Annotated in this window: 24 protein-coding genes; 15 read left to right on the plus strand and 9 right to left on the minus strand. The window is 72.2% G+C overall.

The window, feature by feature from the left end:
- Positions 1-2: 2 nt before the first annotated feature.
- Entirely contained in the window at positions 3-440 is a 438-nt protein-coding gene (locus ACIPTO_RS32290; RefSeq protein ID WP_366322798.1) for a hypothetical protein, read from the minus strand.
- 107 nt (positions 441-547) lie between these two features.
- Positions 548-1276, minus strand: a complete 729-nt coding sequence (locus ACIPTO_RS32295) for a FadR/GntR family transcriptional regulator (RefSeq protein WP_366322800.1) — start codon at positions 1274-1276, stop codon at positions 548-550.
- A 163-nt stretch (positions 1277-1439) separates the two neighbouring features.
- On the opposite strand from ACIPTO_RS32295, the gene ACIPTO_RS32300 reads away from it, so the two are divergent.
- The 8 genes from ACIPTO_RS32300 (at position 1440) to ACIPTO_RS32335 (ending at position 9323) form a co-directional block, all read left to right on the plus strand.
- Positions 1440-2525: a sugar ABC transporter substrate-binding protein gene (locus ACIPTO_RS32300; RefSeq protein WP_401198027.1), complete on the plus strand. Its 1086-nt coding sequence runs from the start codon at positions 1440-1442 to the stop codon at positions 2523-2525.
- On the plus strand, positions 2522-4015 hold the full coding sequence (locus ACIPTO_RS32305; protein ID WP_366322803.1) for a sugar ABC transporter ATP-binding protein: 1494 nt from the start codon (positions 2522-2524) through the stop codon (positions 4013-4015). Before ACIPTO_RS32300 ends, ACIPTO_RS32305 begins: the two co-directional genes overlap by 4 nt.
- Positions 4008-5036, plus strand: a complete 1029-nt coding sequence (locus tag ACIPTO_RS32310) for an ABC transporter permease (protein ID WP_401198029.1) — start codon at positions 4008-4010, stop codon at positions 5034-5036. The genes ACIPTO_RS32305 and ACIPTO_RS32310 overlap by 8 nt, the downstream gene beginning before the upstream one ends.
- 61 nt (positions 5037-5097) lie before the next feature.
- Positions 5098-6438 (plus strand): L-fuconate dehydratase, encoded by a 1341-nt coding sequence (locus tag ACIPTO_RS32315; RefSeq protein ID WP_366322807.1) that lies wholly within the window; start codon positions 5098-5100, stop codon positions 6436-6438.
- Complete coding sequence (locus tag ACIPTO_RS32320; RefSeq protein ID WP_401198030.1) at positions 6435-7190, plus strand: SDR family NAD(P)-dependent oxidoreductase; 756 nt, start codon at positions 6435-6437, stop codon at positions 7188-7190. The genes ACIPTO_RS32315 and ACIPTO_RS32320 overlap by 4 nt, the downstream gene beginning before the upstream one ends.
- On the plus strand, positions 7187-8176 hold the full coding sequence (locus ACIPTO_RS32325; protein ID WP_366322811.1) for an aldo/keto reductase: 990 nt from the start codon (positions 7187-7189) through the stop codon (positions 8174-8176). Before ACIPTO_RS32320 ends, ACIPTO_RS32325 begins: the two co-directional genes overlap by 4 nt.
- The gene (locus ACIPTO_RS32330; protein WP_366322813.1) at positions 8173-8487 is read left to right on the plus strand and encodes an L-rhamnose mutarotase; all 315 of its coding nucleotides are present in this window, start codon (positions 8173-8175) and stop codon (positions 8485-8487) included. The genes ACIPTO_RS32325 and ACIPTO_RS32330 overlap by 4 nt, the downstream gene beginning before the upstream one ends.
- Complete coding sequence (locus tag ACIPTO_RS32335; RefSeq protein ID WP_401198035.1) at positions 8484-9323, plus strand: amidohydrolase family protein; 840 nt, start codon at positions 8484-8486, stop codon at positions 9321-9323. Before ACIPTO_RS32330 ends, ACIPTO_RS32335 begins: the two co-directional genes overlap by 4 nt.
- Here ACIPTO_RS32335 and ACIPTO_RS32340 read toward each other — a convergent pair.
- On the minus strand, positions 9311-10732 hold the full coding sequence (locus ACIPTO_RS32340) for a lipase maturation factor family protein (protein ID WP_401198037.1): 1422 nt from the start codon (positions 10730-10732) through the stop codon (positions 9311-9313). The genes ACIPTO_RS32335 and ACIPTO_RS32340 overlap by 13 nt on opposite strands.
- A 135-nt stretch (positions 10733-10867) precedes the next feature.
- Here ACIPTO_RS32340 and ACIPTO_RS32345 point away from each other — a divergent pair, with 135 nt between their 5' ends.
- The 3 genes from ACIPTO_RS32345 to ACIPTO_RS32355 all read left to right on the plus strand — a co-directional run bounded on the left by ACIPTO_RS32345 (position 10868) and on the right by ACIPTO_RS32355 (position 15427).
- Complete coding sequence (locus tag ACIPTO_RS32345) at positions 10868-12334, plus strand: DUF6777 domain-containing protein (protein WP_401198038.1); 1467 nt, start codon at positions 10868-10870, stop codon at positions 12332-12334.
- A gap of 69 nt (positions 12335-12403) precedes the next feature.
- Complete coding sequence (locus ACIPTO_RS32350; RefSeq protein ID WP_401198040.1) at positions 12404-14497, plus strand: SpoIIE family protein phosphatase; 2094 nt, start codon at positions 12404-12406, stop codon at positions 14495-14497.
- Between the two features lie 66 nt (positions 14498-14563).
- Positions 14564-15427, plus strand: a complete 864-nt coding sequence (locus tag ACIPTO_RS32355; protein ID WP_366322823.1) for a DNA-formamidopyrimidine glycosylase family protein — start codon at positions 14564-14566, stop codon at positions 15425-15427.
- Here the strand turns inward: ACIPTO_RS32355 and ACIPTO_RS32360 are convergent, their stop codons facing one another.
- Positions 15428-16144, minus strand: coding sequence for an SDR family oxidoreductase (locus ACIPTO_RS32360; RefSeq protein ID WP_366322825.1), 717 nt, complete (start codon positions 16142-16144; stop codon positions 15428-15430).
- Between the two features lie 164 nt (positions 16145-16308).
- Between ACIPTO_RS32360 and ACIPTO_RS32365 the strand changes: the two genes are divergently transcribed.
- On the plus strand, positions 16309-17130 hold the full coding sequence (locus ACIPTO_RS32365; protein ID WP_401198043.1) for a helix-turn-helix transcriptional regulator: 822 nt from the start codon (positions 16309-16311) through the stop codon (positions 17128-17130).
- Here the strand turns inward: ACIPTO_RS32365 and ACIPTO_RS32370 are convergent.
- The 3 genes from ACIPTO_RS32370 to ACIPTO_RS32380 all read right to left on the minus strand — a co-directional run bounded on the left by ACIPTO_RS32370 (position 17117) and on the right by ACIPTO_RS32380 (position 19126).
- Entirely contained in the window at positions 17117-17767 is a 651-nt protein-coding gene (locus ACIPTO_RS32370; RefSeq protein WP_401198045.1) for a zf-HC2 domain-containing protein, read from the minus strand. The genes ACIPTO_RS32365 and ACIPTO_RS32370 overlap by 14 nt on opposite strands.
- Positions 17768-17908: 141 nt before the next feature.
- Positions 17909-18424, minus strand: coding sequence for a hypothetical protein (locus ACIPTO_RS32375; RefSeq protein ID WP_401198047.1), 516 nt, complete (start codon positions 18422-18424; stop codon positions 17909-17911).
- 156 nt (positions 18425-18580) lie between these two features.
- Positions 18581-19126 (minus strand): sigma-70 family RNA polymerase sigma factor, encoded by a 546-nt coding sequence (locus tag ACIPTO_RS32380; RefSeq protein WP_366322833.1) that lies wholly within the window; start codon positions 19124-19126, stop codon positions 18581-18583.
- A 223-nt stretch (positions 19127-19349) separates the two neighbouring features.
- Here ACIPTO_RS32380 and ACIPTO_RS32385 point away from each other — a divergent pair, with 223 nt between their 5' ends.
- Positions 19350-20489, plus strand: coding sequence for a CapA family protein (locus ACIPTO_RS32385; protein WP_401198050.1), 1140 nt, complete (start codon positions 19350-19352; stop codon positions 20487-20489).
- A gap of 8 nt (positions 20490-20497) precedes the next feature.
- On the opposite strand, the gene ACIPTO_RS32390 is transcribed toward ACIPTO_RS32385, so the two are convergent.
- Positions 20498-20992, minus strand: coding sequence for a MarR family winged helix-turn-helix transcriptional regulator (locus ACIPTO_RS32390; protein ID WP_401198052.1), 495 nt, complete (start codon positions 20990-20992; stop codon positions 20498-20500).
- Positions 20993-21043: 51 nt separating this feature from the next.
- On the opposite strand from ACIPTO_RS32390, the gene ACIPTO_RS32395 reads away from it, so the two are divergent.
- Positions 21044-21859, plus strand: coding sequence for an alpha/beta fold hydrolase (locus ACIPTO_RS32395; RefSeq protein WP_401198053.1), 816 nt, complete (start codon positions 21044-21046; stop codon positions 21857-21859).
- A 35-nt stretch (positions 21860-21894) separates the two neighbouring features.
- On the opposite strand, the gene ACIPTO_RS32400 is transcribed toward ACIPTO_RS32395, so the two are convergent.
- Positions 21895-22356, minus strand: a complete 462-nt coding sequence (locus tag ACIPTO_RS32400; protein ID WP_366322841.1) for a universal stress protein — start codon at positions 22354-22356, stop codon at positions 21895-21897.
- 90 nt (positions 22357-22446) lie between these two features.
- On the opposite strand from ACIPTO_RS32400, the gene lysX reads away from it, so the two are divergent.
- On the plus strand, positions 22447-25719 hold the full coding sequence (lysX, locus tag ACIPTO_RS32405; RefSeq protein ID WP_401198056.1) for a bifunctional lysylphosphatidylglycerol synthetase/lysine--tRNA ligase LysX: 3273 nt from the start codon (positions 22447-22449) through the stop codon (positions 25717-25719).
- Positions 25720-25748 lie beyond the last annotated feature (29 nt).

The raw sequence follows: 25748 nt of genomic DNA on the forward strand, positions 1-25748 counted from the left end.
GCTCACCCGGCGCTGTCCGGGGCGGTGGTCTCCGGGCCCGGTGGCGGGCTCGGCGCCGGTCGCAGGGCCGCCCGGACCATCGTGTCGACGGCGTCGTACTCCGCGGCCTGCTGCCGTGTCAGCACGACCCGCACGCGACTGCCGTCCGGGCGGCGCACATCGAGCCTGACGGACTCGGTGCGGGGCCGGAACCTGATCCAGGCCACGACGGCTCCGGCGAGGACCGTGAAGGCGCCGCCCGGTTCCAGCGCGGCGACGAGCGCGTCGGTCAGCGGGCCCAGACGGCCCGTGTCCGTCTCGTCCGTCAGGTGTCTGGTGACGCGTCCGCGCAGTTCCGGACGGTCCGTCAAGTACTCCCACAGGTCCCGGAGTTCGGTGGCCCGCAGATTGGCGGACCCCTCACCCTCCACGCACAGGACCACTTCCACCGTGCCGTCCATCGCCGCCCCCGTACCTGCTCTCGTCCCCCTGGCGAGACGGTCATGCTAGGGCTTGCGCGGCGGGTGCGAAGGGGTTTCGGCGGGCACGTTCGCCGTACGGGTGACGGTCAGGACCCCAGCTGCATCCTGAGCCACACCTCTACCTCGCCCACGTGCGAGGCCGCCGCCGCGCGGGCCGCTTCCGGGTCGCGGGCCACCAACGCCCGGTGGATCGCGGCGTGTTCGCGGCGGGTGCGGGCGAAGGCATCCTCCTCCTGGTAGCCGCGCCAGACCCGGGCCCGGAACGTGCGGGAGGAGAGGCCCTCCAGGATCGCGGCCATCGTGTCGTTGCCCGCGGCGGCGGCGATCTCGCGGTGGAAGGCGAGATCGTGGGCGAGGATCTCCTCCGGGTCGTCGGTGGCGTTCATCGCCGTGAGGTGCTTCTCCACCTCGGCCAGCTGGTCCGGGGTGATCCGGGCGGCGGCCAGGGCGGTCGCCGTCGACTCCAGGATGCGGCGCACCTCCAGGAGCTCGACCAGCTGCGGGCCGCGCGAGAGGTCGGCGACGACACCGAAGGTCTCCAGCAGGTCGCCGGCCTCCAGCCGTGTGACGTAGATGCCCGAACCGTGCCGCGCCTCCAGCACGCCCAGCACCGTGAGCGCGCGGATCGCCTCGCGCATCGAGCTGCGGGAGATGCCCAGCTGGGCCGCGAGGTCGCGCTCGGTGGGCAGCCGCTGGCCCGGCTCCAGGCGGCCCTCGCCGATCAGGGCCTTGATCGAGTCGATGGCGCGCTGCGTCACCGTGCCCTTCGGCGCGGCGGCCTCCGGTTCCGTCTCGCTCGGCGAGATCTCGTCCACGCCACTCCTCCTGTCGCCGGTCCGCGCAGTCTAGTCATGGATGTGGTCGGACCACTACGGCTCGAAAGCGCGAAAATTTGGCTCCTGAGGGTGTTGTAGGGCCGAAGTGGTCTGATAAATATTCCGGCAACTGCTCGATCACGCTCGATGAGGAGCCCGACAGATGGCCGGCAGCACAGTGCGGAACGGACGGCAAGGCAGACGACTGACCGCGTGGGCGGTGCGCGCGACGGCGGCAGCCGCGTGCGGCACCCTCGCGCTCACGGCGTGCGGCAGCACCAAGGACACCGGCGCGTCCAGCGCCGGCGGGGGCGGCACCGGCAAGGTCGGGGTGATCCTGCCCCTGCTGACCTCGCCGTTCTGGCAGTCGTACAACGACTACGTGCCGAAGATGGCGAAGTCCGAAGGTGTGCAGGCACTGAAGACGGTCAACTCCAACAGCGACCCCTCGCAGCAGATCACCGACATCAACAACGAGCTGAACCAGGGCGTCAAGGGCCTGGTCGTCGCCCCGCTCGACAGCGCCGCCATCGAAGCCGGCCTGGACCAGGCGGAGCGCAAGGGCGTGCCGGTCGTCGCGGTCGACGTGGCCCCCGACAAGGGCAAGGTCGCGATGGTGGTGCGTGCCGACAACGTCGCCTACGGCGAGAAGGCCTGCGACTACCTCGGGGCGCACATCACCAGCGGCAAGGTCGTGCAGATCATGGGCGACCTCGCCTCGGTCAACGGCCGTGACCGGTCGGAGGCGTTCAGGGCCTGCGTGACGAAGAAGTACCCGAAGCTCAAGGTCCTGGAGATCCCCGCCAAGTGGGAGTCCGACACCGCGGCCTCCAAGCTCGACACCCTCCTCAACGCCAACCCCGACATCAAGGGCATCTACATGCAGGCGGGCGGCGTCTACCTCGCGCCGACCCTCCAGACCCTCAAGTCCAAGGGCCTGTTGAAGAAGGCGGGCCAGGCCGGACACATCACGATCGTCTCGAACGACGGCATCCCGCAGGAGTTCGACGCGATCCGCAAGGGCGAGATCGACGCCACCGTCTCCCAACCGGCCGACGCCTACGCCCAGTACGGCATGTACTACATCAAGGCCGCCATGGCGGGGAAGACCTTCGAGCCCGGCCCCACCGACCACGACTCCACGATCGTCAAGCTGCCCAGCGGCATCCTGGAGGACCAGCTCCCCGCGCCCCTGGTCACCAAGGACAACGTCGACGACCCCAAGCTCTGGGGCAACACGGTCAAATGAGTACCCCACTTGTTGAGGCGCGGGGCATCGTCAAGCGGTACGGCCCGACCGTCGCCCTCGCCGACGGCCGACTGACCGTGCTGCCGGGCGAGTCCCACGCCCTCGTCGGCCGCAACGGCGCGGGCAAGTCCACCCTCGTCACCGTCCTCACCGGTCTGGCGGCCCCCGACGAGGGCACCGTCCGCTTCGACGGCGAGCCCGCGCCCCCGCTCACCGACCGCGACGCCTGGCGCGCCAAGGTCGCGTGCGTCTACCAGAAACCCACCGTCGTACCCGAGTTGACGGTCGCCGAGAACCTCTTCATCAACCGGCAGCCGCAGTCCCGGGGCGGTGTCATCAGCTGGCGCAGGCTCCGCACGGAGGCCGCCGAACTCCTCGACACCTGGGACGTGCGCGTCGACCCCGACGCGCGCACCGCCGACCTCAAGGTCGAGGACCGCCAAATGGTGGAGATCGCCCGGGCGTTGAGCTTCGGCGCCCGGTTCATCGTCCTCGACGAACCGACCGCCCAGCTCGACAACCGGGAGATCGAGCGGCTCTTCACCCGCATGCGGGCGCTCCAGGAGTCCGGTGTCACCTTCCTGTTCATCTCGCACCACCTCCAGGAGGTGTACGAGGTGTGCCAGACCGTCACCGTGCTGCGCGACGCCCGCTGGATCACGACCGCACCGGTCGCCGACCTTCCGCGCCGGGCCCTGGTGGAGGCCATGGCCGGGGAGTCCATTGACGAACTGGAGGTCCGGCTACGGGAGTTGGACACTCAGGCGCCCGTCCTCCTGGAGGCGCACGGGCTCACCTCCGAGTCGTACGAGAACGTCGACCTCACCGTCCGCACGGGCGAGGTCGTCGGACTCGCCGGGTCGAGCGGCAGCGGCAAGATCGAGCTCGCCGAGTCGTTCACGGGGCTGCACACACCGACCGGCGGGACCGCCCGACTGGCCGGCGAGAAGCTGCCGTTCGGGGATGTGCAGGCCTCCCTGAGGGCCGGGGTCGGCTGTGTGCCGCGCGACCGGCACGGGCAGGGGCTGGTCTTCGGCATGTCCATCGGGGACAACGCCACGATGACGGTCCTGGACCGGCTCGGCCGCTTCGGGTTCGTCGGCACCGAGCGCAAGCGCGCGTTCGCCACCGAGCTGATCGACCGGCTCGACATCCACACCGAGGGCCCCGACCAGCCCGTCTCCGACCTGTCCGGCGGCAACGCGCAGAAGGTCGTCATGGCCCGCGCGCTCGCCTCCGACCCCCGGCTGCTGGTCCTCATCAACCCCACCGCGGGCGTCGACGTGAAGTCCAAGGAGTCGCTGCTGGCCCGCATGGACAGCGCCCGCGACGACGGCACCGCCGTGCTCGTCGTCTCCGACGAACTCGACGACCTGCGGCGCTGCGACCGCGTCCTCGTCCTCTTCCACGGCCGTGTCGTCGCCGAGCACCCGGCGGGCTGGCGCGACCACGAGCTGATCGCCTCCATCGAAGGAGTGGACCATGGCTGACACCAAGGCGGCCCCGGCGCCCGCCGCCCCCCGCACCGCCGGGGCGCGCTCGGCCCGCACGGTCCTGCTCCGCCGGGCCCGTGAACTCGCCCTCGTACCGGCCCTGTTGGTGCTCCTGGTGCTCGGTGCGATCGTCAACGACTCGTTTCTCACCGAACGGAACCTGATCTCCATCCTGGGCGCCTCCGCCGCCCTCGCGATGGTGGTCCTCGCCGAGTCGCTCATCCTCATCACCGGCAAGATCGACCTGTCGCTGGAGTCCGTGGTCGGCATCGCGCCCGCCATCGGCGCCCTGCTGGTCCTGCCGGCCGCCGAGTCCGGCTGGGGCACCGAGTGGGCGGCCCCGCTCGCCCTCGTCGCGGTCCTCGTCGTGGGCGGGATCATCGGCGCCTTCAACGGCATCCTCGTGGTGAAGTTCAAGCTCAACGCCTTCATCGTCACCCTCGCCATGCTGATCGTGCTGCGCGGGCTGCTGGTCGGCGCCACCAAGGGCAAGACGCTGTTCGGCATGCCCGACTCCTTCTTCACCCTGGCCACCTCCACCTTCCTGAGCGTGCCGATATCGGTGTGGCTGGCCGCCGTCTGCTTCGCCGTCGCCGGGTTCGTGCTCAAGTACCACCGCGTCGGCCGCGCCCTGTACGCGATCGGCGGCAACCAGGAGGCGGCCCGCGCGGCCGGCATCCGCGTCGACCGGATGCTGCTCGGCGTGTCCGTCGTCGCAGGCGTCCTCGCCTCGGTGGGCGGCATCATGCAGACCGGCTACGTCGGCGCGATCAGCGCCAACCAGGGCAACAACATGATCTTCACCGTCATGGCCGCCGCGGTCATCGGCGGCATCAGCCTCGACGGCGGCAAGGGCACCATGTTCGGCGCCCTGACGGGCGTCCTCCTGCTGGGCGTCGTCCAGAACCTGCTCACCCTCGCCCAGGTCCCGTCCTTCTGGATCCAGGCCATCTACGGCGGGATCATCCTGGTCGCCCTGATGATCGCCCGCGTCACCACCGGCCGCGCCCAGGACTGACCCCACCGGTCTCCGGCACCCGCACGGCACCGGATCCCCGTACCCGACCGAAAGGCCTTCCGTGTCCCCGACGCCCGCCCGCGTGATCGCGGTCGACACCTACGACATCCGTTTCCCCACCTCGCGCGAGCTGGACGGCTCCGACGCGATGAACCCGGACCCCGACTACTCCGCCGCGTACGTCGTGCTGCGCACCGACTCCGCCGACGGGCACGAGGGGCACGGGTTCTCCTTCACCATCGGGCGGGGCAACGATGTCCAGGTCGCCGCGATCGACGCGCTGCGGGACCATGTGATCGGCCGGTCCGTCGACGAACTCTGCGCGGATCCCGGGACGTTGAACCGCGACCTGATCGGCGACAGCCAACTCCGCTGGCTGGGGCCCGAGAAGGGCGTGATGCACATGGCGATCGGCGCCGTGATCAACGCGGCCTGGGACCTCACCGCCAAGCGCGCCGGCACACCGCTCTGGCAGCTCCTCGCCGACGCCGACCCCGAATGGCTCGTCGGCCAGATCGACTTCAGATACATCACCGACGCCCTCACCCCGGACGAGGCCCTCGACATCCTGCGCCGCGGCAGGGCGGGCGCGGAAGGCCGCAGGAACACCCTGCTGGAGCACGGCTTCCCCGCCTACACCACCTCCGCGGGATGGCTCGGCTACGACGACGAGAAGCTCACCCGGCTCGCCGCGCAGGCCGTCGCCGACGGCTTCCGGCAGATCAAGCTGAAGGTCGGCGCCGACCTCGACGACGACATCCGCCGCTGCCGGGTGGCCCGTTCGGTCGTCGGACCCGACATCCGCATGGCGATCGACGCCAACCAGCGCTGGGACGTGGCCGAGGCGATCCGCTGGACCAAGGCACTCGCCGAGTTCGACCCGTACTGGATCGAGGAACCGACCAGCCCCGACGACGTGTTGGGCCACGCCGCCATCCGCACGGCCGTCGCCCCGGTCAGGGTCGCCACCGGTGAACACGTCCAGAACCGCATCGTCTTCAAGCAGTTGCTCCAGGCGGGCGCCCTCGACGTCCTCCAGATCGACGCGGCCCGTGTCGGCGGCGTCAACGAGAACCTGGCGATCCTGCTGCTCGCCGCCAAGTTCGGCGTCCCCGTCTGCCCGCACGCGGGCGGCGTCGGACTCTGCGAACTCGTCCAGCACCTCTCGATGTTCGACTACCTCGCCGTCTCCGGCACCACCGACGACCGCGTCATCGAGTACGTCGATCATCTGCACGACCACTTCCTCGATCCGGTGGTGATCGGCGAAGGTCACTACAGGGCACCCACCGCGCCCGGTTTCTCGGCCACCATGCGGCCCGAGTCGATCGCGCGCTACACGTTCCCCGGCGGCACCTTCTGGGCCGCCGACCTCGACCGGCAGAAGGGACACGCGGCATGACCGACTTCCAGGGGCTCAAGGCCCTGGTCACCGGCGGCGCCTCCGGCATCGGCCGGGCCACCGCCGAACTCCTCGCCGCACGCGGCGCGTCGGTGGCCGTGCTCGACCTCGACCCCTCCTCCGTCGAGAAGCCGCTGCTCGGCTACCGCGCCGACGTCACCGACGACGCCTCGGTCCGGCAGGCCGTCGCCGCCGCCGTCGACGACCTCGGCGGCCTCGACGTGGTCGTCAACAACGCGGGCATCGGCGCCCAGGGCACCGTCGAGGACAACGACGACGAGGAGTGGCACCGCGTCCTGGACGTCAACGTGATCGGCATGGTCCGTGTCGCCCGCGCCGCCCTCCCGCACCTGCGCGCGTCCTCCCACGCGGCGATCGTCAACACCTGCTCCATCGCCGCCACGGCGGGACTGCCCCAACGCGCCCTGTACAGCGCCACGAAGGGCGCCGTGTACTCCCTCACCCTCGCCATGGCCGCCGACCACCTCCGCGAGGGCGTCCGGGTCAACTGCGTCAACCCCGGTACGGCGGACACCCCCTGGGTCGGCCGGCTCCTCGACGCGGCCTCCGACCCGGCCGCCGAACGCGCCGCCCTGGCCGCCCGCCAGCCCTCGGGACGCCTCGTCTCGGCGGCCGAAGTCGCGGGCGCCATCGCCTACTTGGCGAGCCCGCTGTCCGGCGCCACCACCGGCACCTCGCTCGCCGTGGACGGCGGCATGCAGGGGCTGCGGCTGCGGCCGGTGGACCGGTGAGCGCCCTCGGCGGCAGCGGTGTCGAGGTCAGCGGACTGGGCTTCGGCGGCGCCGCGATAGCCAACCTTTACACCGAGGTGAGCGACGACCAGGCGCACCAGGCGGTCGAGACGGCCTGGCAGCAGGGGATCCGCTACTTCGACACCGCGCCGCACTACGGCCTCGGACTGTCCGAACGCCGGATCGGCGCGGCCCTGCGCGGGCTCCCGCGGTCGTCGTACGCGATCTCCACCAAGGTCGGACGGCGGCTGGAACAGGCGGAGACGGTGACCGGCGACGACCTCGCCAGCGGCTTCGCCGTGCCCGCCGCGCAGCGTCGTGTGTGGGACTTCAGCGCCGACGGGATCCGCCGGACCCTGGACGCCAGCCTCGAACGGCTCGGCCTCGACCACGTCGACGTCGTCTACCTCCACGACCCCGACGACCACGCCGAACAGGCCTTCCGCGAGGGCTATCCGGCGCTGGAGAAGCTCCGCGCCGAAGGCGTCGTCGGGGCGATCGGCGCGGGCATGAACCAGGCCGGGATGCTGACCCGGTTCGTCCGCGACACGGACGTGGACGTGGTGCTGTGTGCCGGGCGCTACACACTGCTCGACCAGAGCGGCCTCGCCGAACTGCTCCCGGCCGCGGTCGCGCGCGGCACATCGGTGGTGATCGGCGGGGCCTTCAACTCCGGTCTGCTGGCGGACCCGAAGCCCGACGCGACCTACAACTACGCACCGGCCCCGGCGGAGTTGGTGGACCGTGCTCTGCGCATGAAGACGGTGGCCGAGCGCCACGGCATCACCCTGCGCGCCGCCGCCCTCGCCTTCTGCGCGGCCCACCCGGCCGTGGCGAGTGTCCTGGTCGGTGCCCGCTCCGAGGCCGAAGTGCGGGACTGTGCCGAGCAGTTCGCGGCGCGCGTGCCCGCCGGGTTCTGGCAGGAACTGCGGGACACCGGGCTGCTGTCCGCCGACGCCCCGATCCCCACGGAGGAGCCGTCATGAGAGTGGCCCTGCACACCAAGGTCCGCGCCGACCGGATCGCCGCCTACGAGGACGCCCACCGCGAGGTCCCCGAGGAACTCACCGCCGCGATCCGCGCCGCCGGTGCCACCTCCTGGACGATCTGGCGCAGCGGCACCGACCTCTTCCACGTCCTGGACTGCGACGACTACGCCCGACTGCTGGCCGAGCTGGACCAGCTCCCGGTGAACGTCGCCTGGCAGGCCCGGATGACCCAACTCCTCGACGTGGTCCACGACTACTCCAGCGAGGGCGCCGACGCCGGCCTGCCCGTCGTATGGGAGCTGCCGTGACCGTCGACGCCCACCATCACGTCTGGGACCTCTCGGTCCGCGACCAGGACTGGATCACCGGACCCGAACTCCAGCCCCTGCGACGGGACTTCAGCGTCGCCGACCTCGCACCCGAGGCCCACGCGGCCGGTGTCGACCGGACCGTCCTCGTCCAGACGGTCACCGTCGCCGAGGAGACCCCCGAACTCCTCGCCCTCGCCGACGCGCACGACCTGATCGCCGGAGTCGTCGGCTGGACCGACCTCACCCGCCCGGACATCACCGACGAACTCGCCCGCCTGCGCGAACTCCCCGGCGGCCACCGCCTCAAGGGCATCCGCCACCAGGTGCAGGGCGAGCCCGACCCGAACTGGCTGCTGCGCCCCGACGTCCGCCGGGGCCTCACCGCCGTGGCGGACGCCGGACTCGTCTACGACCTGCTCGTCCTGCCGGACCAGCTCCCGGCCGCCGTCGAGGCCGCGAGGTCCCATCCTCACCTCACCCTCGTCCTCGACCACTTGGGCAAGCCCCCCATCGCCTCGGGCCGCCGGGAGCCCTGGGCCGCCTCCGTCCGCTCCCTGGCCGCGCTCCCCCACACGTACGGCAAGCTCTCCGGTCTGGTCACGGAGGCCGACCGGAAGACCTGGCGCACGGCGGACCTCCGGCCGTACACGGACACCGCACTCGACGCCTTCGGCCCGAGCCGCCTGATGTTCGGCTCCGACTGGCCGGTCTGCACCCTGGCCGCGACCTACGGCCAAGTCACCGACACGGCAAGGGAATTGACCCGCGCTCTCGACGCGGCCGAACGCGCCGAGGTCTTCGAGGGCACCGCCACGCGCGTCTACGGCCTCTGACGCGCGGTGGCGCGTCCCGTCGGCGGCAGGTACTCGCGCACGAACGTTCGCTCCCAGCACGCGCCCGTCTCCCTCAGCTCCCGCCAGGTCGTGTAGCGGTAGCGGAAGAGACGGGCGCGGATGTGGCGCGGGGGAGCGCCGGGCGGGAACGGGGAGCGGCGCAGGAGCCGCAGGGTGTCGCGGTCGTTCTCCAGGAGGCGTTCCACCAGGGCGCCGAACCACGGTTCCGCGGAGCCGGGGGAGAGGGCCGCGAACCACATCATCCAGTCCAGACGGAGATGGTAGGGCGCGAACTGGCGCGGCCAGCGGCGGGGGTCGCCCGGCTTGCCCCTGAACTCGTACTCCCGCCAGCCGGACTCCTCGCGGGGCACCTCGTCGGCCGTGCCCTCGATCACCACCTCGTGGCGGACCCGGCCGACGGTGCCGAACGCGCCGTAGGTGTTGACCAGATGGAGCGGGTCGAAGGAGCGGTTCATGATCTGGCGGCGGGAGACCATGTTCCGTACCGGGCGGCGGCTGAGCCACAGGAGGAGGGCCGCGACGGCGAGCACGGTCACCTCGTACCAGAGGGGCGGGGCGGCCGTGGGCGGCGGTGTGTGCGGGAGCCCGAGCGCGGAGACGGCCAGCACGACGGTGATCCAGTTCAGCCAGGAGAAGTTGCCGGACAGGACCAGCCACAGCTGCGTCGCGATCATCAGGGACGCGGCGGCCGTCGCGATCGGCTGCGGGGTGAACAGGAGGAAGGGCACGAGGAGTTGGGTGACGTGGTTGGCGGCGGCCTCGATCCGGTGCAGGGGGCGGGGAAGACGGTGGAAGAACCAGCTCAGCGGGCCCGGCATCGGCTGGGTCTCGTGATGGAAGTCCAGACACGTCAGCTTCCGCCAGCACGCGTCCCCGCGGAGCTTGATCAGGCCCGCGCCGAACTCCACCCGGAACAGGATCCAGCGGAGCAGGAAGAGCACCACGACCGGCGGGGCCACCTCGTCGTTGCCGAGGAAGACGGCCAGGAAGCCGACCTCCAGGAGCAGTGACTCCCAGCCGAATCCGTACCAGGTCTGGCCCACGTTGACGATCGACAGGTAGAGGACCCAGGGGACCGCCCACATCACCATCCCGCCCCAGAGCGGCAGTCGGGAGTCGAGTCCGGCCGCGAGGGCCGCCGACACCACGCAGCCCGTTCCCGCGCAGAGCGCGAAGAAGCGGTCCGTGTAGTGGAGTTGGAAGACGCTCGGGGCCCGGCGGAACGGCACGCGGGCGACCAGGCGGGGGACCGGCAGCATGCCGCGTTCGCCGATCAGCGCCCGGAACTGCAGGACCGCCGTCAGGAACGCGACCAGATAGACGCCGGCCAGGCCCCGCTGGAAGACCAGTCGGCCCAGCCAGTAGTCGGGTGCGGTGAACCATCCCAAGACCGGGGTCCTCCTCCCTCCGTCGTCGTGCCTGAACGGGCTTCACTCTCCGTGTTCCATGCCTCCGGTTGCGTAACCCAAGTGAGTGAAGCAGACAATAGTGGCGAATCACCCGGCTTGAGGCGGGAGAACCTGGTGCGCACATCCACCGGAACCATCGCCACGGCCTGCGCGCTGTCGGCGGCGCTCATCGTCGCCGGCTGCGGCGGCGACGGCGGCAAGGACACGAAGCCGAGCGGCGAGGTCTTCCTCCAACCCGTCGCGGCACAGGGCCCCGACCCGTTCACGGACTCCACGGCCACCACCGGGAGCACACCGTCCCGGGTCACCCGAACGCCGCAGTCCACACCTGCGCGGTCGACACCCACAAGTCCGGCACCCGCGCGCACCGCGTCCCCGCCGACAGGCCCCCTGCGCGCCGTCTCCGGCGCCACGCCCGGCCTGTACGGCGGCACCGCGCGGACCGGCAGCTGCGACGTCGAGCGGCAGATCTCCTACCTCACCGCCGACCAGGCCAAGGCCCGCGCCTTCGCGCAGGCCGAGGGCATCTCACCGGGCGGCATCCCCGGCTATCTGCGCGGGCTGACCTCGGTCGTGCTGCGCGCCGACACCCAGGTCACCAACCACGGGTTCCGTGACGCCCGGGTGACCGGGTTCCAGTCGGTCCTCCAGGCCGGTACGGCCGTCCTCGTCGACAACCGGGGCGTGCCCCGCGTCCGCTGCGCCTGCGGCAACCCGCTCAAGGCGGGCCGGGCGGGACAGGGTTCCGCCGGGAGCGGCGGCAGCGGTGGCGGCCGGGCCTGGTCCGGGTTCCGGCCCTCCCAGGTGGTCGTGGTGACGCCCGCACCGCAGGTGATCACCGACATCACGATCATCAACATCGTCGACAACACCTGGATCGAACGGCCCCTCGGGCATCGCGGACCCCACCACGACCACGTCGTGCCCCGGCCGCCGCACGTGCTGCCCACACCCACGCCCACCCCGTCGGGCACCGGTCCGTCCCCGCGACCGCACGACAGCGGGTCCGGTCGTCCGCCCGGCGCGAGCACGAGCCCCTCGCAGAGCGCGAGCAGCAGCCCGAGCGACAGCGCCGGTACCGGTCCGAGCGACAGCCCGAGCAGCAGCCCGAGCAGCAGTCCGAGCGACAGCTCCAGTGCCGGTCCGAGCAGCCCGGGCGACAGCGCGGGTGCCTCCCGGAGTCCGGGCGACGCCACGAGCCCCTCGCCGCGGGACGAGAGCGTGCCGCCCGGCGGCCGTCCCACCACCCCCGGCTGCACGACCCCGACCGTCACGGTCACCCCGGGCACGCCCGGCGACGGGGCCGCGTCACCCGGTGCCGTGGACTGTCCCGCCGCCACCGTCACGGCCACCCCGACGACCAGCCCGCCCGGCAGCACGCTCACCCCCTCCCAGCGCGCCGCCACCCCGGGCGCCGGGACGGTCGTACCGGAGGCGTCCCAGGACCCGGACTCGGCGGACGAGATCGGTCCGCCGTCCGTGCCGGAGACCCCCGACCCGCCCGACGGCGGCGGGCTGATCCCCGACGACACCACCACCGGCAGCATCTTCGACAGCCCCACGAGCGTCTTCGGCGGCTGATCGCGCCGGGTGCCTCCGTGGCGGGAGGACAAGTCGAAGAATCGGGCGAATCCTGGCAAGGTGGGCCGCATGGTTGATCGGGGAGCGAGCGCCCTGTCACTCCCGGACGACTGGCCCGCCCACCCGGACCCGATCCTGGCGCTCAACCGCATGGGCAGCTTCGACTGGGACCTGGACAACGGCCTGTTCCACATGGACGCCCAGGCCCTCGAGGTCTTCGACCTGCGCCCCGACGAATACGACGGACACCCCGAGTCGCTCGCGAGCCGGGTGCCGCCCCCGGAGGGCTACCGGCTCGACGGGCTCGTCTCCCAGGCCATGAAGGACGGCAGCGAGAACTACGGCGCCTACTTCCGGATCCGGCTGCGCGACGGCACCCTGCGCTGGACCCACACCCAGGGCTGCATCCGGCGCGACGGGACGGGCCGCCCGCGCCGGATCATCGGCATCGTCCGGGACGCCACCCGGGAACTCGCCGAGAGCGCCGCCCGCCGCGAACAGGCCGCCCAGGACGCGGCGCTGCGCCGGCAGACCAACGTCGTCCAGCTCACCACCGCCGCCCTCGCGCACGCCCGGACCGTCCAGGACGTCATCGACGTCCTCAAGGACACCCACGGGCTCGTCCACCTCGGCGCGACCAGCCTGGTCATGGGCCTGGTCGAGGCGGGGCGCATCCGGCTGGTCGCTGAGGGGCCCGAGGGCAGCTTCGTGCCCGGCACGGAGGTCACCCGGATCGACGAGCCGTACCCGATGGGGGAGGTCGTACGGACTCTGGCGCCCGCGTTCATCGAGTCCCCGGAGGAGTTCGCCGAGCGGTACCCGCTGCTGTGGCCTGACATCACCGAGCTGCACATCACGGCCGCCGCGTATCTGCCGCTGATCGCGCAGGGGCGGCCGATCGGGGCGATGGGGCTGCTGTACGACGACCGGCGCGGCTTCACGGTGGACGAGCGGAACGTGCTCGTCGCGCTGGGCAGCAGCATCGCGCAGAGCCTGCAGCGCGCGATGCTCTACGAGCAGGAGAAGGACCTCGCGCAGGGGCTCCAGCAGGCGATGCTGCCACGCGCGATCCCGAGCGTGCCGGGCGCCGACGTCGCCGTCCGCTACCGGTCCGCGAAGCTCGGGCGGGACATCGGAGGCGACTGGTACGACCTGATCCCGCTGCCTGGAGGCACCTCCTCCGGGGGAGGGCGGGTCGGCGCGGTCATCGGGGACGTCCAGGGACACGACACGCATGCCGCCGCCGTCATGGGGCAACTGCGCATCGTCCTCAAGGCGTACGCCGCCGAGGGGCACACCCCGGCCACGGTGATGGCCCGCGCCTCCGTCTTCCTCCACGAACTCGACACCGAGCGCTTCGCCACCTGCCTCTACGCCGAGGTCGATCTGTCGACCGGAGTGGTACAGGTGGTCCGGGCCGGGCACATCGATCCGCTGGTCCGGCAGCTGGACGGGACGTCTCGCAGGATGACCGTCGCGGGCGGGCTGCCGCTCGGGCTCTCCGCCGAGTTCGGGACGCTCGAATACCCTGTGTCCACCATCGAATTCGACCCCGGCGAGACCCTGTTGCTGTGCACCGACGGCCTCGTCGAACAGCCGGGGGCCGACCTCGACGACGGCATGCGGACCCTCGCCGCGCTGATCGCCTCCGGGCCCGTCGACGTACGCGACCTCGCCGATCTGCTCATCGACGTGGCCGAGGAACGCGGCGGCGAGGACGACGTGGCGCTGCTCCTGCTGCGCCGGCGCGGGCTCGCCGCGCCGCGGCCGGGCGGGCGGCTCCGGCAGCATGTAGGTCCCGGCGACGCCGAGGCCCTCTCCGAGGCACGGCACATGATCCGGGCGGCGGTCCGCGCGTGGGGCACCGGCGAGCGGTCCGACGAGGTCGAGCTGGTCGCCGACGAGCTGATCACCAACGCGCTGATGCACACCGAGGGCTCCGCGATCGTCACCCTCAGAGTCCTCGACGGCACCGGACGCAGGCTGCGGGTGGAGGTCGAGGACTCCTCCAGTGCCCTCCCGCGCCGGCGCGAGGCGGGCGAGAGCGGGGTCTCCGGGCGCGGACTGCTCCTCGTCGACCTGCTCACGGACGTGTGGGGCGTGGAGGCGCGGGGGAGCGGCAAGTGCGTGTGGTGCGAGTTCCTGGTGCCGGACCAGGGCTGAACACCGCGGTCCCTGACCGGACGAACCGGAGCTGACCCCGAGCGCGCCCGATGGCACCCTGGACGTATGCCGGAACTCCCCGAGGTCGAAGCGCTGAAGGACTTCCTGACCGAACACCTCGTCGGCCACGAGATCGTACGGGTGCTGCCCGTCGCCATCAGCGTCCTGAAGACGTACGACCCTCCGCCCACCGCGCTGGAGGGGCATGAGGTGGTGGCCGTGCACCGGCGCGGCAAGTTCCTTGACGTCGAGACGGACGGCGGCCCGCACTTCGTGACCCACCTGGCCCGCGCGGGCTGGCTGCACTGGAAGGACCGCCTCCCGGACGGGCCGCCGCGCCCCGGCAAGGGCCCGCTGGCACTCCGCGTCGCCCTGGAGACCGGCGAGGGCTTCGACCTCACGGAGGCGGGCACGCAGAAGCGCCTCGCGGTGTACGTCGTCGCCGACCCGCAGGAGGTCCCGGGCGTCGCCCGCCTCGGCCCCGACCCCCTCGCCGACGACTTCGACGAGCAGGCCCTCGCCGACCTGCTCAAGGACGAACGCCGTCAGCTCAAGGGCGCCCTGCGCGACCAGACCCTGATCGCCGGGGTCGGCAACGCGTACAGCGACGAGATCCTGCACGCGGCGAAGATGTCCCCCTTCAAACTGGCGTCGTCGCTGACCCCGGCCGAGACGCGCACGCTCCACACGGCCCTGCGCACCACGCTGACGGAAGCCGTCGAGCGCTCCCGAGGGGTGGCGGCGGGCCGTCTGAAGGCGGAGAAGAAGAGCGGCCTGCGCGTCCACGGCCGCACCGGTCAGCCCTGCCCGGTCTGCGGCGACACCATCCGGGAGGTCTCCTTCAGCGACTCCTCGCTGCAGTACTGCCCGACCTGCCAGACGGGCGGCAAGCCGCTGGCCGACCGGCGGATGTCGCGACTGCTGAAGTAGCTACCAGGGCACCGGGGTCCCGTCCCACGACACGAACCGTCCCGTCGGCCCGTCGTCCGGCAGCAGCGCCAGGTCGACGGCTCCCCGGGCCGCCTCCGCGGGGTCCCCGTCGCTCGCGGCGGCCCGTTCGTTGAGGTCCGTCGCGCGCAGGCCGGGGGCCAGGGCGTTCACCTTGAAGCCCGCCGCCGCCAGGGACTGGGCGTAGAAGAGGGTCAGGGCGTTGAGCGCCGACTTGGACGAGCGGTAGGCGGCGCCCGCGCCGGCGTGGCGGGCGAACTCACGGTCCGGGTCGGCGCTCCAGGTCAGGGAGCCGGTGCCGCTGGACACGTTCACGATGCGGGGGTGCGGGGAGCGGCGCAGGGCGGGGAGGAAGGCGTTGGTGACGGCCAGGACGCCGAAGACGTTCGTCTCGTACGTGCGGCGGACGTCGTCGAGGTCCACCCCCGGCGCGGGATCGCCGCCGGCCATGATCCCCGCGTTGTTGACCAGGATGTCCAGGGCGTCCACCTGCCGTGCCGCCGCCGCGACGCTCTCCGCGTCCGTGACGTCGAGGACCAGCAGCCGTGCGCCGCCGCCCAGTTCCGCCACGGTCCGTTCGCCCCGGCCCGCGTCGCGCGAGCCGACGTGGACGGTGCATCCCTCGGCGATCAGCAGGCGGGCAATTTCCTTGCCGATGCCTTTGTTGGCTCCGGTGACGAGTGCTGTGGAATCGTTCATGGGGACGACGATTCCGCAGCCGTGGCCGCCGAACCAGGGACAACCGATCCCTGTCGGCCGAAGAGCGGTCGAAGAGCCGCCGGAGGGCTGACGGCGAGCGGCAGGAAGACATCCGGGCCGGGGTCGGAGGGTCCGGGGGCGGACGGCCGAGGGAAGGAGACACCGTGACCGGTAGGCAGGAGCTCGCCCGGTTTCTGCGGGGGCGGCGGGAGCTGCTGGTGCCCGCCGATGTGGGGCTGCCCGGTGGACCGTCCCGGCGGACCCTCGGGCTGCGGCGCGAAGAGGTCGCCGAGCTGGCCCACATGTCCGTCGACTACTACGCCCGGCTGGAACAGGCGCGCGGGCCCCGCCCCTCGCCCCGCGTCCTCGACGCCCTCAGCGGTGTGTTCCGGCTGACCGCGGCCGAGCGGACGCATCTGTTCCGGCTGGCGGGGACGCAGCCGACCCCGCTCGCCGCGCCGGTACGGACCGTGCGTCCGGACGTGGCGGCCCTGCTGCACCGGATCCCGGACACGGCGGCCGTCGTCACCGACGCGACCTACGACGTCATCGCCTGGAACCCGCTGGCCGCCGCCGTGTTCGGCGGTGATCTCGGCGCGCGGCCGAACCTGGCGCGCCGCCGGTTCCTCGGGCGGCCGATGGAGAGTTCCGGCGCGGAGGAGTTCGGCGCCGTCGCGGTGTCCCGGCTGCGGCGCGCCGCCGACCGCTATCCGCACGACCCGGGGCTCGCCCGGCTGCTGGCGGAACTGCGGGCCGGCAGCGAGGAGTTCACGGAGATCTGGGCGACCGGCCCGGTGCACGCCCCGGGTCATCGCACCAAGACCCTCACCCACCCGGAGGCGGGCCGCCTGCGGGTGAACTGCGACGTGCTCACCGTCCCGCACGACGACCAGCAGGTCGTCTTCGTCACCGCGGACCCGGGGACCCCCTCCGCACGGGCCCTGCGGCACCTGGCGTCCCGGGAACGGGACGTCAGTGCGAGGTGAGCCGTACCAGCTGCCGGCCGTCCTCGGTCCGCACGTCGTAGTGGTCGATGTCGGCGGGGTGCATCGCCGAGCCACCCTGCATCGTGATCATCGTCGCGTCGTGCGCGGGAACGTTCCAACTGGTCACGGTCTGCTCGGAACCGTCGCGGCCGACGACCACGAGACGGCACGAACGCGGTCCCGCGCCGTCCTTGATGCTGAGGGACACATCACTGCCGTAGTTCTCGTCGGCGGCCGTGATCTGCGCCCACACGCCCGACTTGGCGTCGGTCGCGGTGAGGCGCACCGCCCCGTCGCCGTGCCCGACCAGGGTCGCCACCGCGGGCCCGCCCACGGCCAGCACCACCGAGGCGGCCAGGGCGAACAGAAACCGCCGCCGTCCGGACCGCCGGCGCGAGGACACCTCGCCGAGCAACCGGTCCAGCAGGCGCGGGCCGGGTTGTGCCATGGGGTGCACAGAGCGCGGCGTCGCACGCCGGTACAGCATCAACTGCCGTGAGGCGGGACCGAATTCGGTCACATGAGCCGCGCAACTGGTGCACTCCATGAGGTGATCCTCGAAGCGGAAGGCGTCCGCCTCGTCCAGCACGCCTAGCGCGTACGCGCCGACGTCGCGATGCCTTTCCAGGGACCTCATGCCGAATCCTCGTGCCGTTAGGTGCGGGTGGGGTTACTCCTTGCTCCCATCGGTACGCACCAGTCAGCCGAATCACTCAAGGCGTACACAGAATCGCAACCTACGGGTTCGGAGCGGCCGGGCCCGCGGATTGGTCCTGTTTCAAAAAAGATGGATGGCGAGATGGCCGAGGGGCAGACCCAGTCGCCAGGCGGGCGTCCAGACCTTCGGTCCGTCGTCCTCACCGATCACCGGACCGCCTCCCGGCACCGCGTCCAGATCCGGTGCGAGCAGCTCGGTCTCCTCCAGCCACCGCCAGGCGGCCTCCGCCAGCGTCAAGTCCGGTGATTCCGCACCGGCTTCGCGTGTCTCGGCCGTCAACCTGGACATACGTTCCTGGACCCAGTCCTGCCACGGCTGGTCGTACGCCGTCAGCGAAAGCCAGGTCTCCAGCTGGGTGACCACCCGGATTCCGGACAGCTCGCCGTCCGTGTCGGAGAGGAAGATGGTCAGCGCCAGGGCGTCCCGTCCCGCGCGGAACTCGAAGGACGTCGGCGGCATCAGGTCGCCGGTCCGCAGCAGCTCGTCGGCGATGTACTCGGCGTACAACCAGGCCATGGGGACGGTGAGTTCACCGCCACCGGTGCCGTCCGTGCTCTCTTGACCTCTGTGCAGCATCCCTTCCTGCCTTCCTCCGGTGCGTGCGCGTCGCCCGGCGCGTGGTTCCGTCAGGAACCCCGAGCCCCCCAGTCCGGAACACGGATGAGGACAGCCGATTACTCAACAGGGGTGCTGAGCAAGGCGCTTTACGGAGGTTTGACCAATGGATTGGTTTCACCGCAGGTCGGCCGCGTAACCCGGCAACACCCGGCGCAGGGCACGCAGGGCGTAGAACGCACGGGACTTCACCGTACCGGGCGGAATTCCGAGTGCCGCCGCGGCCTCCGCCACACTCGCCCCGTGGAAGTACACGAGTACCAGGACGTCACGGTGCTCCGGAGTGAGTGTCTTCACAGCCTCCCGCACATCGAGCGTCGCCGCCGACCGTTCCGCGTGATCGGCGCAGACGCGGGCGTTCTCCAGCACCGCGTCCCCGACCTCGGGCGGTCGCGCCTGCCGGGCCCGGCGCGCGTCGATGGCGAGCCGCCGGCCCACCGTCAGCAGCCAGGGCCGGACGGACTCGAAGTCGTCGGCGCGCAGCGCCTCGGGGTGCTGCCAGGCGCGGACGAGGGTCTCCTGGACGAGGTCCTCGGCGCGCTGGCGGTCGCCGTCGCAGAGCCGGAGCAGCAGCGCGAAGAGCGGCCTGCCGTGCTCGCGCTGGAGTGCGGCGAGCTCGTGCTCGGCGGTCGTTCCGTCTCTGAGCGTGGGTCCGGCCGTCATGGCCGTATGGCATCGCAGGGTGCGGTTCGGGGACAGGGGGCGCACGAGGGGCTTGCGGCGGACGGTCGATCGCGTCGACGAACGGTGCGACGAACGGTCCGGGCTCCCCGGCGATCCGCCGCCCGCGCACACCGGACGGGTCATCAGGGGCCGGAAGTCGTTTGCGGGGCCGGTGAAGTTCATACCTATCGGTGGGTAAATATGACCACAGTGGGGTGAATCGATGATCGCACGCAGACAGCAGGTGGCCGTTGCCCTCGCCGGCGTCCTCACCGCGGCCGCCGCCTGTCAGGCCCAGCACCACGACTCCAGGACGGCCGGCCGCCCGGCACCCCCCGCCGCCCGCGGCTTCACCCTCGTCGCCGCCGGGGACATCCTCCCGCACAGCGCCGTCCTGGACCGGGCCCGCTTCGACGCGGGCGGCTCCGGCTACGACTTCCGGCCGATGCTCTCCGCGGTCCAACCGCTCGTCTCCCGCGCCGATCTGGCGCTGTGTCACATCGAGGGCGTGTACGGCGACCCCGCCGGTTCGGTGGGCCTCACGACCCCGCCCGAGGAGGCGCGGGGCCTCGCCGCGACCGGCTACGACAGCTGCTCCACCGCGTCCGACCACAGCCTCGACGCCGGTCCCGCCGGCATCCAGCGCACTCTGGACGCCCTCGACGGCGCGGGCGTACGGCACGCGGGGACGGCGCGCACGGATGGCGAGGCGCGCACGGTCACGCTGCTGCGCGCCGGTCCTGCGAAGGTCGCCCACCTCGCGTACACCACCGACACCAACGGCGTCCCGCTCCCGCCGGCCGAGCCCTGGGCCGTCAACCTGACCGACCCCGCCCGCGTCCTCGCCGACGCCCGCGCCGCCCGCCGCGCCGGGGCCGACGTGGTGATCGTCTCGCTGCGCTGGGGCACGGCCGGCGGGCCGGCACCGGACCCCCAACAGGTCGCGCTGGCCCGGGAACTCACCGCCGCCCGTACCGGCGGCCGACCCGACGTCGACCTGATCCTCGGCAGCCGGGCCCACGCCCCGCAGCCGTACGAGAAGGTCAACGGCACCTGGGTGGTCTACGGGCTCGGCGACCAGGTCACCGGCGAGATGTACGACAACGCGGGCACCCAGGACCCCGGCGGCAACCTGAGCACCCTCGGCCGGTTCACGTTCGCGCCGCCCGCCCGGCACGGCGGACGCTGGGAGGTGGCGAAGGCGGAGTTCGTCCCGCAGCTGTTCGACATCGACGCGGGCCGGGTCGTCGACATCGACCAGGCGATCGGCCAGGGCGCCGACCTGACCGGCGACCGCGACCGCGTCCGCGAGGCGGTGCTGAGCAGGGGCGCGGCGAAGGACGGGCTGGTGATGGGGAAGTAGCCTGGGGGTCAGTCGACGTCGACGTGCGCGAAGGTCTCCAGCATCCGGGTGAGCACCTTCGCGCACGCGTCGACGTCGGCCTCCGTCAGCCCGCCGCCGACCTGGCGCATCAGGTGGTGCTCGCGGCCCAGCACGGAGGCGATGGCCGAGCGGCCGGCGTCGGTGAGCCGGATCAGGGAGGACCGCTGGTGCGCCGGGTTCGGGACGCTCTCGACCCAGTCGTGCGCCGCCGCGTCGTTGACCATGCGCTGCACGAACTGCCGGCTCAGTGCCTGGTCGCGGCCCATCTGGGGGACCGTCATGGGTCCGTGCAGGCGCAGCAGGTTCAGGACGGCGCGCACGCCCGCCGACACGCCCTCGACCGGCTCGGCCTGCTCGACCTTGCGCGCCGCGCGCCGGTAGAGCGGGCCGACCAGGTCGAACACCTCGGTGAGGCGGTGGCCGAGTTCGTCGGGGGAGAGGGCGGCTGGGTCGTGCGCGGGGGTGGAGTCGTTCACGAGCACATCATGACACCTTGGTTGCCAAACCCTGGTGAAGATGACACCTTGGTTGTCATGACAGCTGCTCCGGAACTGAGCTTCTTCGCATCTGCCGACGGGGACCTGGCCTACCGCGACGTGGGCTCCGGCGACCCCGTGGTCCTCCTCCACTCCGGCTTCGCCGACCACCGCGTCTTCGACGACCAGATACCGGCGCTGGCCGGCGACCACCGCGTAATCGCCCCCGACATCCGGGGCCACGGCTTCTCGGCCAACGCGAGCGCACCCTTCCGCTGGGCCGACGACCTCACCGGCCTCCTGCGCCACCTCGACCTCGGCCCCGCCGTCCTGGTCGGCCTGTCCATGGGCGCGGGCGTCGCGACCGACACCGCGCTGGAGTCCCCCGACCTGGTCCGCGCGATCGTCGTCAGCGGCGGCGGGACCAGCGCGTTCGAGTACAAGGACCCCGAGCTGCTGGAGCACACGGCCCGCGCCGGCCGACTCCTCGCCGCCGGCGACATCGAGGGCTGGCTCGACCGGTTCACGGAGGGCGTGGCCGGCCCGCACCGCACACCGGACGACGTCGACCCCTCGGTCCTGCGCCGCCTGCGCGCCCTGACCGCCCACACCATCGCGAAGCACACACCGGGCGAGAAGGACTGGTACGTGCCCCTGGGCGACCCGTGGCCGCGGGTCCCGCGGCTGGACGTACCGGTCCTGGCCATCCACGGTGCCGCCGACTGGCCCGACAGCATCGCCATGGCGGACCGCCTCGTCGCCACGGTCCCGAACGGCCGCGCCACAGCCATCGAGGGCGTCGGCCACTACCCGAACATGGAGAACCCGCACACCTTCAACAAGATCCTCAGAACCTTCCTCGACACGCTCTGAGAAACCCCGCACCACCCCCGCTCGACCGCCGGAGGCTACGGCACCACCGTCACCGGCCACCGCCCCGCCTTCACCAGCCGCACCGCGACCGACCCGATGATCCGGTGGCCGGCCTGTTCGGAAGCGCCCACCACGACCGCGTCGGCCTTCAGCTCGTCGGCGGCCTTGACCAGGCCTCCGTAGGGGTCGCCGCGGAACGTGTGGAACTCCCAGCGGATGTCGAATATCTCCTTCACCCGCTCGGTCTCGTGGCGGATCTGGGCGACGAGGTTCTCGGCGATCTCGTCGGTGGTGTCGGCGACCGGTGCCCCCATGGCCGCCCCGGCCGCCAGTACCGGTTGCACGTACACCAGGGCGAGGAGCGCCCCCTGACGCCTGGCCAGACCCGCCGCATAGGACGCGGCCCGGAGCGAGGAGTCGGAGCCGTCCACCCCCGCCACGATCACCTTGGGGCCGTCCGTGCCCCGCTCGAACTGAGTTGAGTGCTGTTCCGTCACGGCCGTGAGGCTATCGGAATCCCCAGGTCCCGAACCCGCCCGGGAGCGCTCGACGGGCGCGCCGCCCGCCCTGTTCCTACAGTCGGAAGCATGACTGCCACCGCGGAGGCCGCCAGGGCCAAGGACACCAGGGGTCCGGCACGACCGCCCGGCAACGGCTTCCTCAGCAGGGTCCCCGAAGGCTTCGCCACCTTCTTCGGCGCCCTCGGCCTGCTCTGCGTCCTGCTCGCCCTCATCGCCCCGCTGCGCCGCGTGCTGCGCCCCGTGGTCCGCTTCCTCGACCTGCTGATCGTCCCGGTCAGCGCCAACCTCGCCTACGCCGTCTTCCTCTTCCTGCTCGCCGCCGCGACCGCGGCCCGCAAGAGGATCGCCTGGTGGCTGGTCGTCGTCTACCTCGGCCTGCTGGTCCTCACCGACGCCCTGGGCGTGGCCCTCGGCCTGTACGCCGAGTCCCTGCCCTCCCTGATCGTGTGCGCCCTGCTGCTGGTCCTGCTGATCGTGGCGCGCGGCCAGTTCTACGCGGCCTCCCGCCGAGCGGCCGTACGACGGGCCCTCGCCGTCCTGCTGATCGGGCTCGCCGTCGCGATCCTCGCGGGCTGGGGACTGGTCGCCCTGTTCCCCGGCACCCTGCCCACCGGCCAGCACCTGGGCTGGGCCGCCGACCGGGTCTGCGGCGGACTGGTCTCCGCCCGCTCCTTCGGCGGCCGGCCGCCCCGCGCCCTCTACTTCCTCCTGGGCCTCTTCGGCGCGCTCGCCCTGCTGAACGCGGCCACCGTCCTCTTCCGCTCCCAGCGCCTCGAAGCCGCCCTGCACGGCGACGAGGAGGACCGCATCCGCACCCTCCTCAAGGCCTACGGCGGCCACGACTCCCTCGGCTACTTCGCCACCCGGCGCGACAAGGCCGTCGTCTTCTCGCCCAGCGGCAAGGCCGCCGTCACCTACCGCGTCGAAGCGGGCGTCTGCCTCGCCAGCGGCGACCCGGTCGGCGACCGCGAGGCCTGGCCGCACGCCATCGCCGCCTGGCTGGACCTGGCCCGCCGCCACGGCTGGGCCCCCGCCGTGATGGGCGCCTCCGAGGACGGCGCCCGCGCCTTCGCCCGCGCCGGACTCGGCGCCCTCCAACTCGGCGACGAGGCCATCCTGCACGTCGCGGGCTTCGACCTCGCGGGCCGCGACATGCGCGTCACCCGCCAGGCCGTCGGCCGGGTCCGCCGCACCGGTGCCGGCTGCCGCATCCGCCGCCACGCCACCCTCACCGACACGGAGATGGAGGAGGTCGTCGACCGCGCCGACGCCTGGCGCGACACCGAGACCGAACGCGGCTTCTCCATGGCCCTCGACCGCCTCGGCGACCCCGCCGACGGCGACTGCCTCCTGGTCGAAGCACTCGACGAGGACGGCAGACTGCTCGCGCTGCTCTCCCTCGTCCCCTGGGGCACCGACGGCGTCTCCCTCGACCTGATGCGCCGCGACCGCACCGCCCCCAACGGCGTCATGGAGTTCATGATCGCCGAACTCTGCGCCGCCGCGCCGAAGTTGGGCGTCCGCCGGATCTCCCTCAACTTCGCCGTGTTCCGCTCCGCCTTCGAGGAGGGCGCCCGCATCGGCGCGGGCCCGGTCCTCCGCCTGTGGCGCCGCCTCCTGCTCTTCTTCTCCAAGTGGTGGCAGCTGGAAGCCCTCTACCGCTCCAACGCTAAGTACCACCCCGAGTGGTACCCCCGCTTCATCTGCTACGGCGAGACCGCCTCCCTGGCCCGCATCAGCCTCGCCTCCGGCATCGCCGAGGGCTTCGTCTCCGTACCGTCGCTGCGCCGGCTCTGGGGCAACGGACACCGGAGGAGCGGACCGCGGCCCGCGACCACGGCGGGTCTCCCACCGCTGTCGGCGCTCGCTCCCGACACCGGGGACGACACCGGCGGCCCGGACGGCGGCCTGCCCGAACAGGTCCGCGTCCGGCACCGCAAGCTCGACCGCCTCCGCGCGGCCGGCATCGACCCCTACCCGGTCGGCGTCCCGCGGCGCACCCACACCCTCGCCGAGGTCCGCACGGGCGACGACGTCACCGTCGCCGGGCGGGTGATGCTCGTCCGCGACCTCGGCGGCATCGTCTTCGTCACCCTGCGCGACTGGTCCGGCGACCACCAACTCGCCCTCACCCGCGCCGGATCGGGCCCCGCACTCGACCGCTTCACCGCCGACACCGACATCGGCGACCACATCACCGCGACCGGCCGCGCGGGCACCAGCGACCTGGGCGAGCCCACCGTCTTCGTCACCTCCTGGCAGCTCACCGGCAAGTGCCTGCGCCCCCTGCCCGACAAGCGCCGCGGCCTCACCGACCCCGAGGCCAAGGTCCGCATGCGCTACCTCGACCTCGTCGCGAGCCCCGCCGCCCGCGACGTCGTCCGCGCCCGCTCCACCGCCGTACAGGCCCTGCGCCAAGGCCTGTTGGAGCGCGGCTACCTGGAGGTCGAGACCCCGATGCTCCAGCAGATCCACGGCGGCGCCAACGCCCGCCCCTTCACCACCCACATCAACGCCTACGACCTCGACCTCTATCTCCGCATCGCCCCCGAGCTGTATCTGAAGCGGCTCTGCGTCGGCGGCCTGGAGAAGGTCTTCGAGATGGGCCGCACCTTCCGCAACGAGGGCGTCTCCTACAAGCACAACCCCGAGTTCACGATGCTGGAGGCCTACCAGGCGTACGCCGACTACGACGTGATGCTCGACCTCGTCCGCGAACTGATCCAGGGCGCCGCGACCGCCGCCTTCGGCTCGCCCGTCGCCCGCAAGGGAGGCGAGGAGTACGACATCTCCGGGACCTGGCCGGTGAAGACCGTCCACGGCGCGATCTCCGAGGCGCTCGGCGAGGAGATCGACGCCGACACCGGACTCGCCCGCCTGCACCGGCTCTGCGACCGCGCGGGCGTGCCGTACGGCGCCGACGACGGGCGCGGGGACGTCGTCCTGGAGATGTACGAACGGCTGGTGGAGGAACCCACCCGGCTGCCCACCTTCTACAAGGACTTCCCGACCGACGTCTCCCCGCTCACCCGGCAGCACCGCACCGACCCCCGGCTCGCCGAACGCTGGGACCTCGTCGCGTTCGGCACCGAACTCGGCACCGCCTACTCCGAGCTGACCGACCCGGTCGAGCAGCGCCGCCGGCTCACCGCGCAGTCGCTGCTCGCCGCCGGGGGAGACCCCGAGGCGATGGAGCTGGACGAGGACTTCCTCGAGGCCCTCGAATACGCGATGCCGCCCACCGGCGGACTCGGCATCGGCGTCGACCGACTCGTCATGTTCCTCACCGGCCTGACGATCCGTGAGACCCTGCCGTTCCCCCTCGTCCGGCGCCGCTGAGCGCGCGGACACTGGGCCGGGCGGGTGTT

The sequence above is a fragment of the Streptomyces sp. NPDC090083 genome (assembly GCF_044747445.1).
Lineage (GTDB): Bacteria > Actinomycetota > Actinomycetes > Streptomycetales > Streptomycetaceae > Streptomyces.

Excerpts from the sequence above, each read along its gene's own strand:
- ACIPTO_RS32395 (WP_401198053.1), top strand. The coding sequence starts at position 21,044 with ATGACAGCTGCTCCGGAACTGAGCTTCTTCGCATCTGCCGACGGGGAC.
- ACIPTO_RS32310 (WP_401198029.1), top strand. The coding sequence starts at position 4,008 with ATGGCTGACACCAAGGCGGCCCCGGCGCCCGCCGCCCCCCGCACCGCC.
- ACIPTO_RS32385 (WP_401198050.1), top strand. The coding sequence starts at position 19,350 with ATGATCGCACGCAGACAGCAGGTGGCCGTTGCCCTCGCCGGCGTCCTC.
- lysX (WP_401198056.1), top strand. The coding sequence starts at position 22,447 with ATGACTGCCACCGCGGAGGCCGCCAGGGCCAAGGACACCAGGGGTCCG.
- ACIPTO_RS32355 (WP_366322823.1), top strand. The coding sequence starts at position 14,564 with ATGCCGGAACTCCCCGAGGTCGAAGCGCTGAAGGACTTCCTGACCGAA.
- ACIPTO_RS32305 (WP_366322803.1), top strand. The coding sequence starts at position 2,522 with ATGAGTACCCCACTTGTTGAGGCGCGGGGCATCGTCAAGCGGTACGGC.
- ACIPTO_RS32350 (WP_401198040.1), top strand. The coding sequence starts at position 12,404 with ATGGTTGATCGGGGAGCGAGCGCCCTGTCACTCCCGGACGACTGGCCC.
- ACIPTO_RS32330 (WP_366322813.1), top strand. The coding sequence starts at position 8,173 with ATGAGAGTGGCCCTGCACACCAAGGTCCGCGCCGACCGGATCGCCGCC.
- ACIPTO_RS32360 (WP_366322825.1), bottom strand. The coding sequence starts at position 16,144 with ATGAACGATTCCACAGCACTCGTCACCGGAGCCAACAAAGGCATCGGC.
- ACIPTO_RS32300 (WP_401198027.1), top strand. The coding sequence starts at position 1,440 with ATGGCCGGCAGCACAGTGCGGAACGGACGGCAAGGCAGACGACTGACC.
- ACIPTO_RS32370 (WP_401198045.1), bottom strand. The coding sequence starts at position 17,767 with ATGAGGTCCCTGGAAAGGCATCGCGACGTCGGCGCGTACGCGCTAGGC.
- ACIPTO_RS32375 (WP_401198047.1), bottom strand. The coding sequence starts at position 18,424 with ATGCTGCACAGAGGTCAAGAGAGCACGGACGGCACCGGTGGCGGTGAA.
- ACIPTO_RS32320 (WP_401198030.1), top strand. The coding sequence starts at position 6,435 with ATGACCGACTTCCAGGGGCTCAAGGCCCTGGTCACCGGCGGCGCCTCC.
- ACIPTO_RS32290 (WP_366322798.1), bottom strand. The coding sequence starts at position 440 with ATGGACGGCACGGTGGAAGTGGTCCTGTGCGTGGAGGGTGAGGGGTCC.
- ACIPTO_RS32380 (WP_366322833.1), bottom strand. The coding sequence starts at position 19,126 with ATGACGGCCGGACCCACGCTCAGAGACGGAACGACCGCCGAGCACGAG.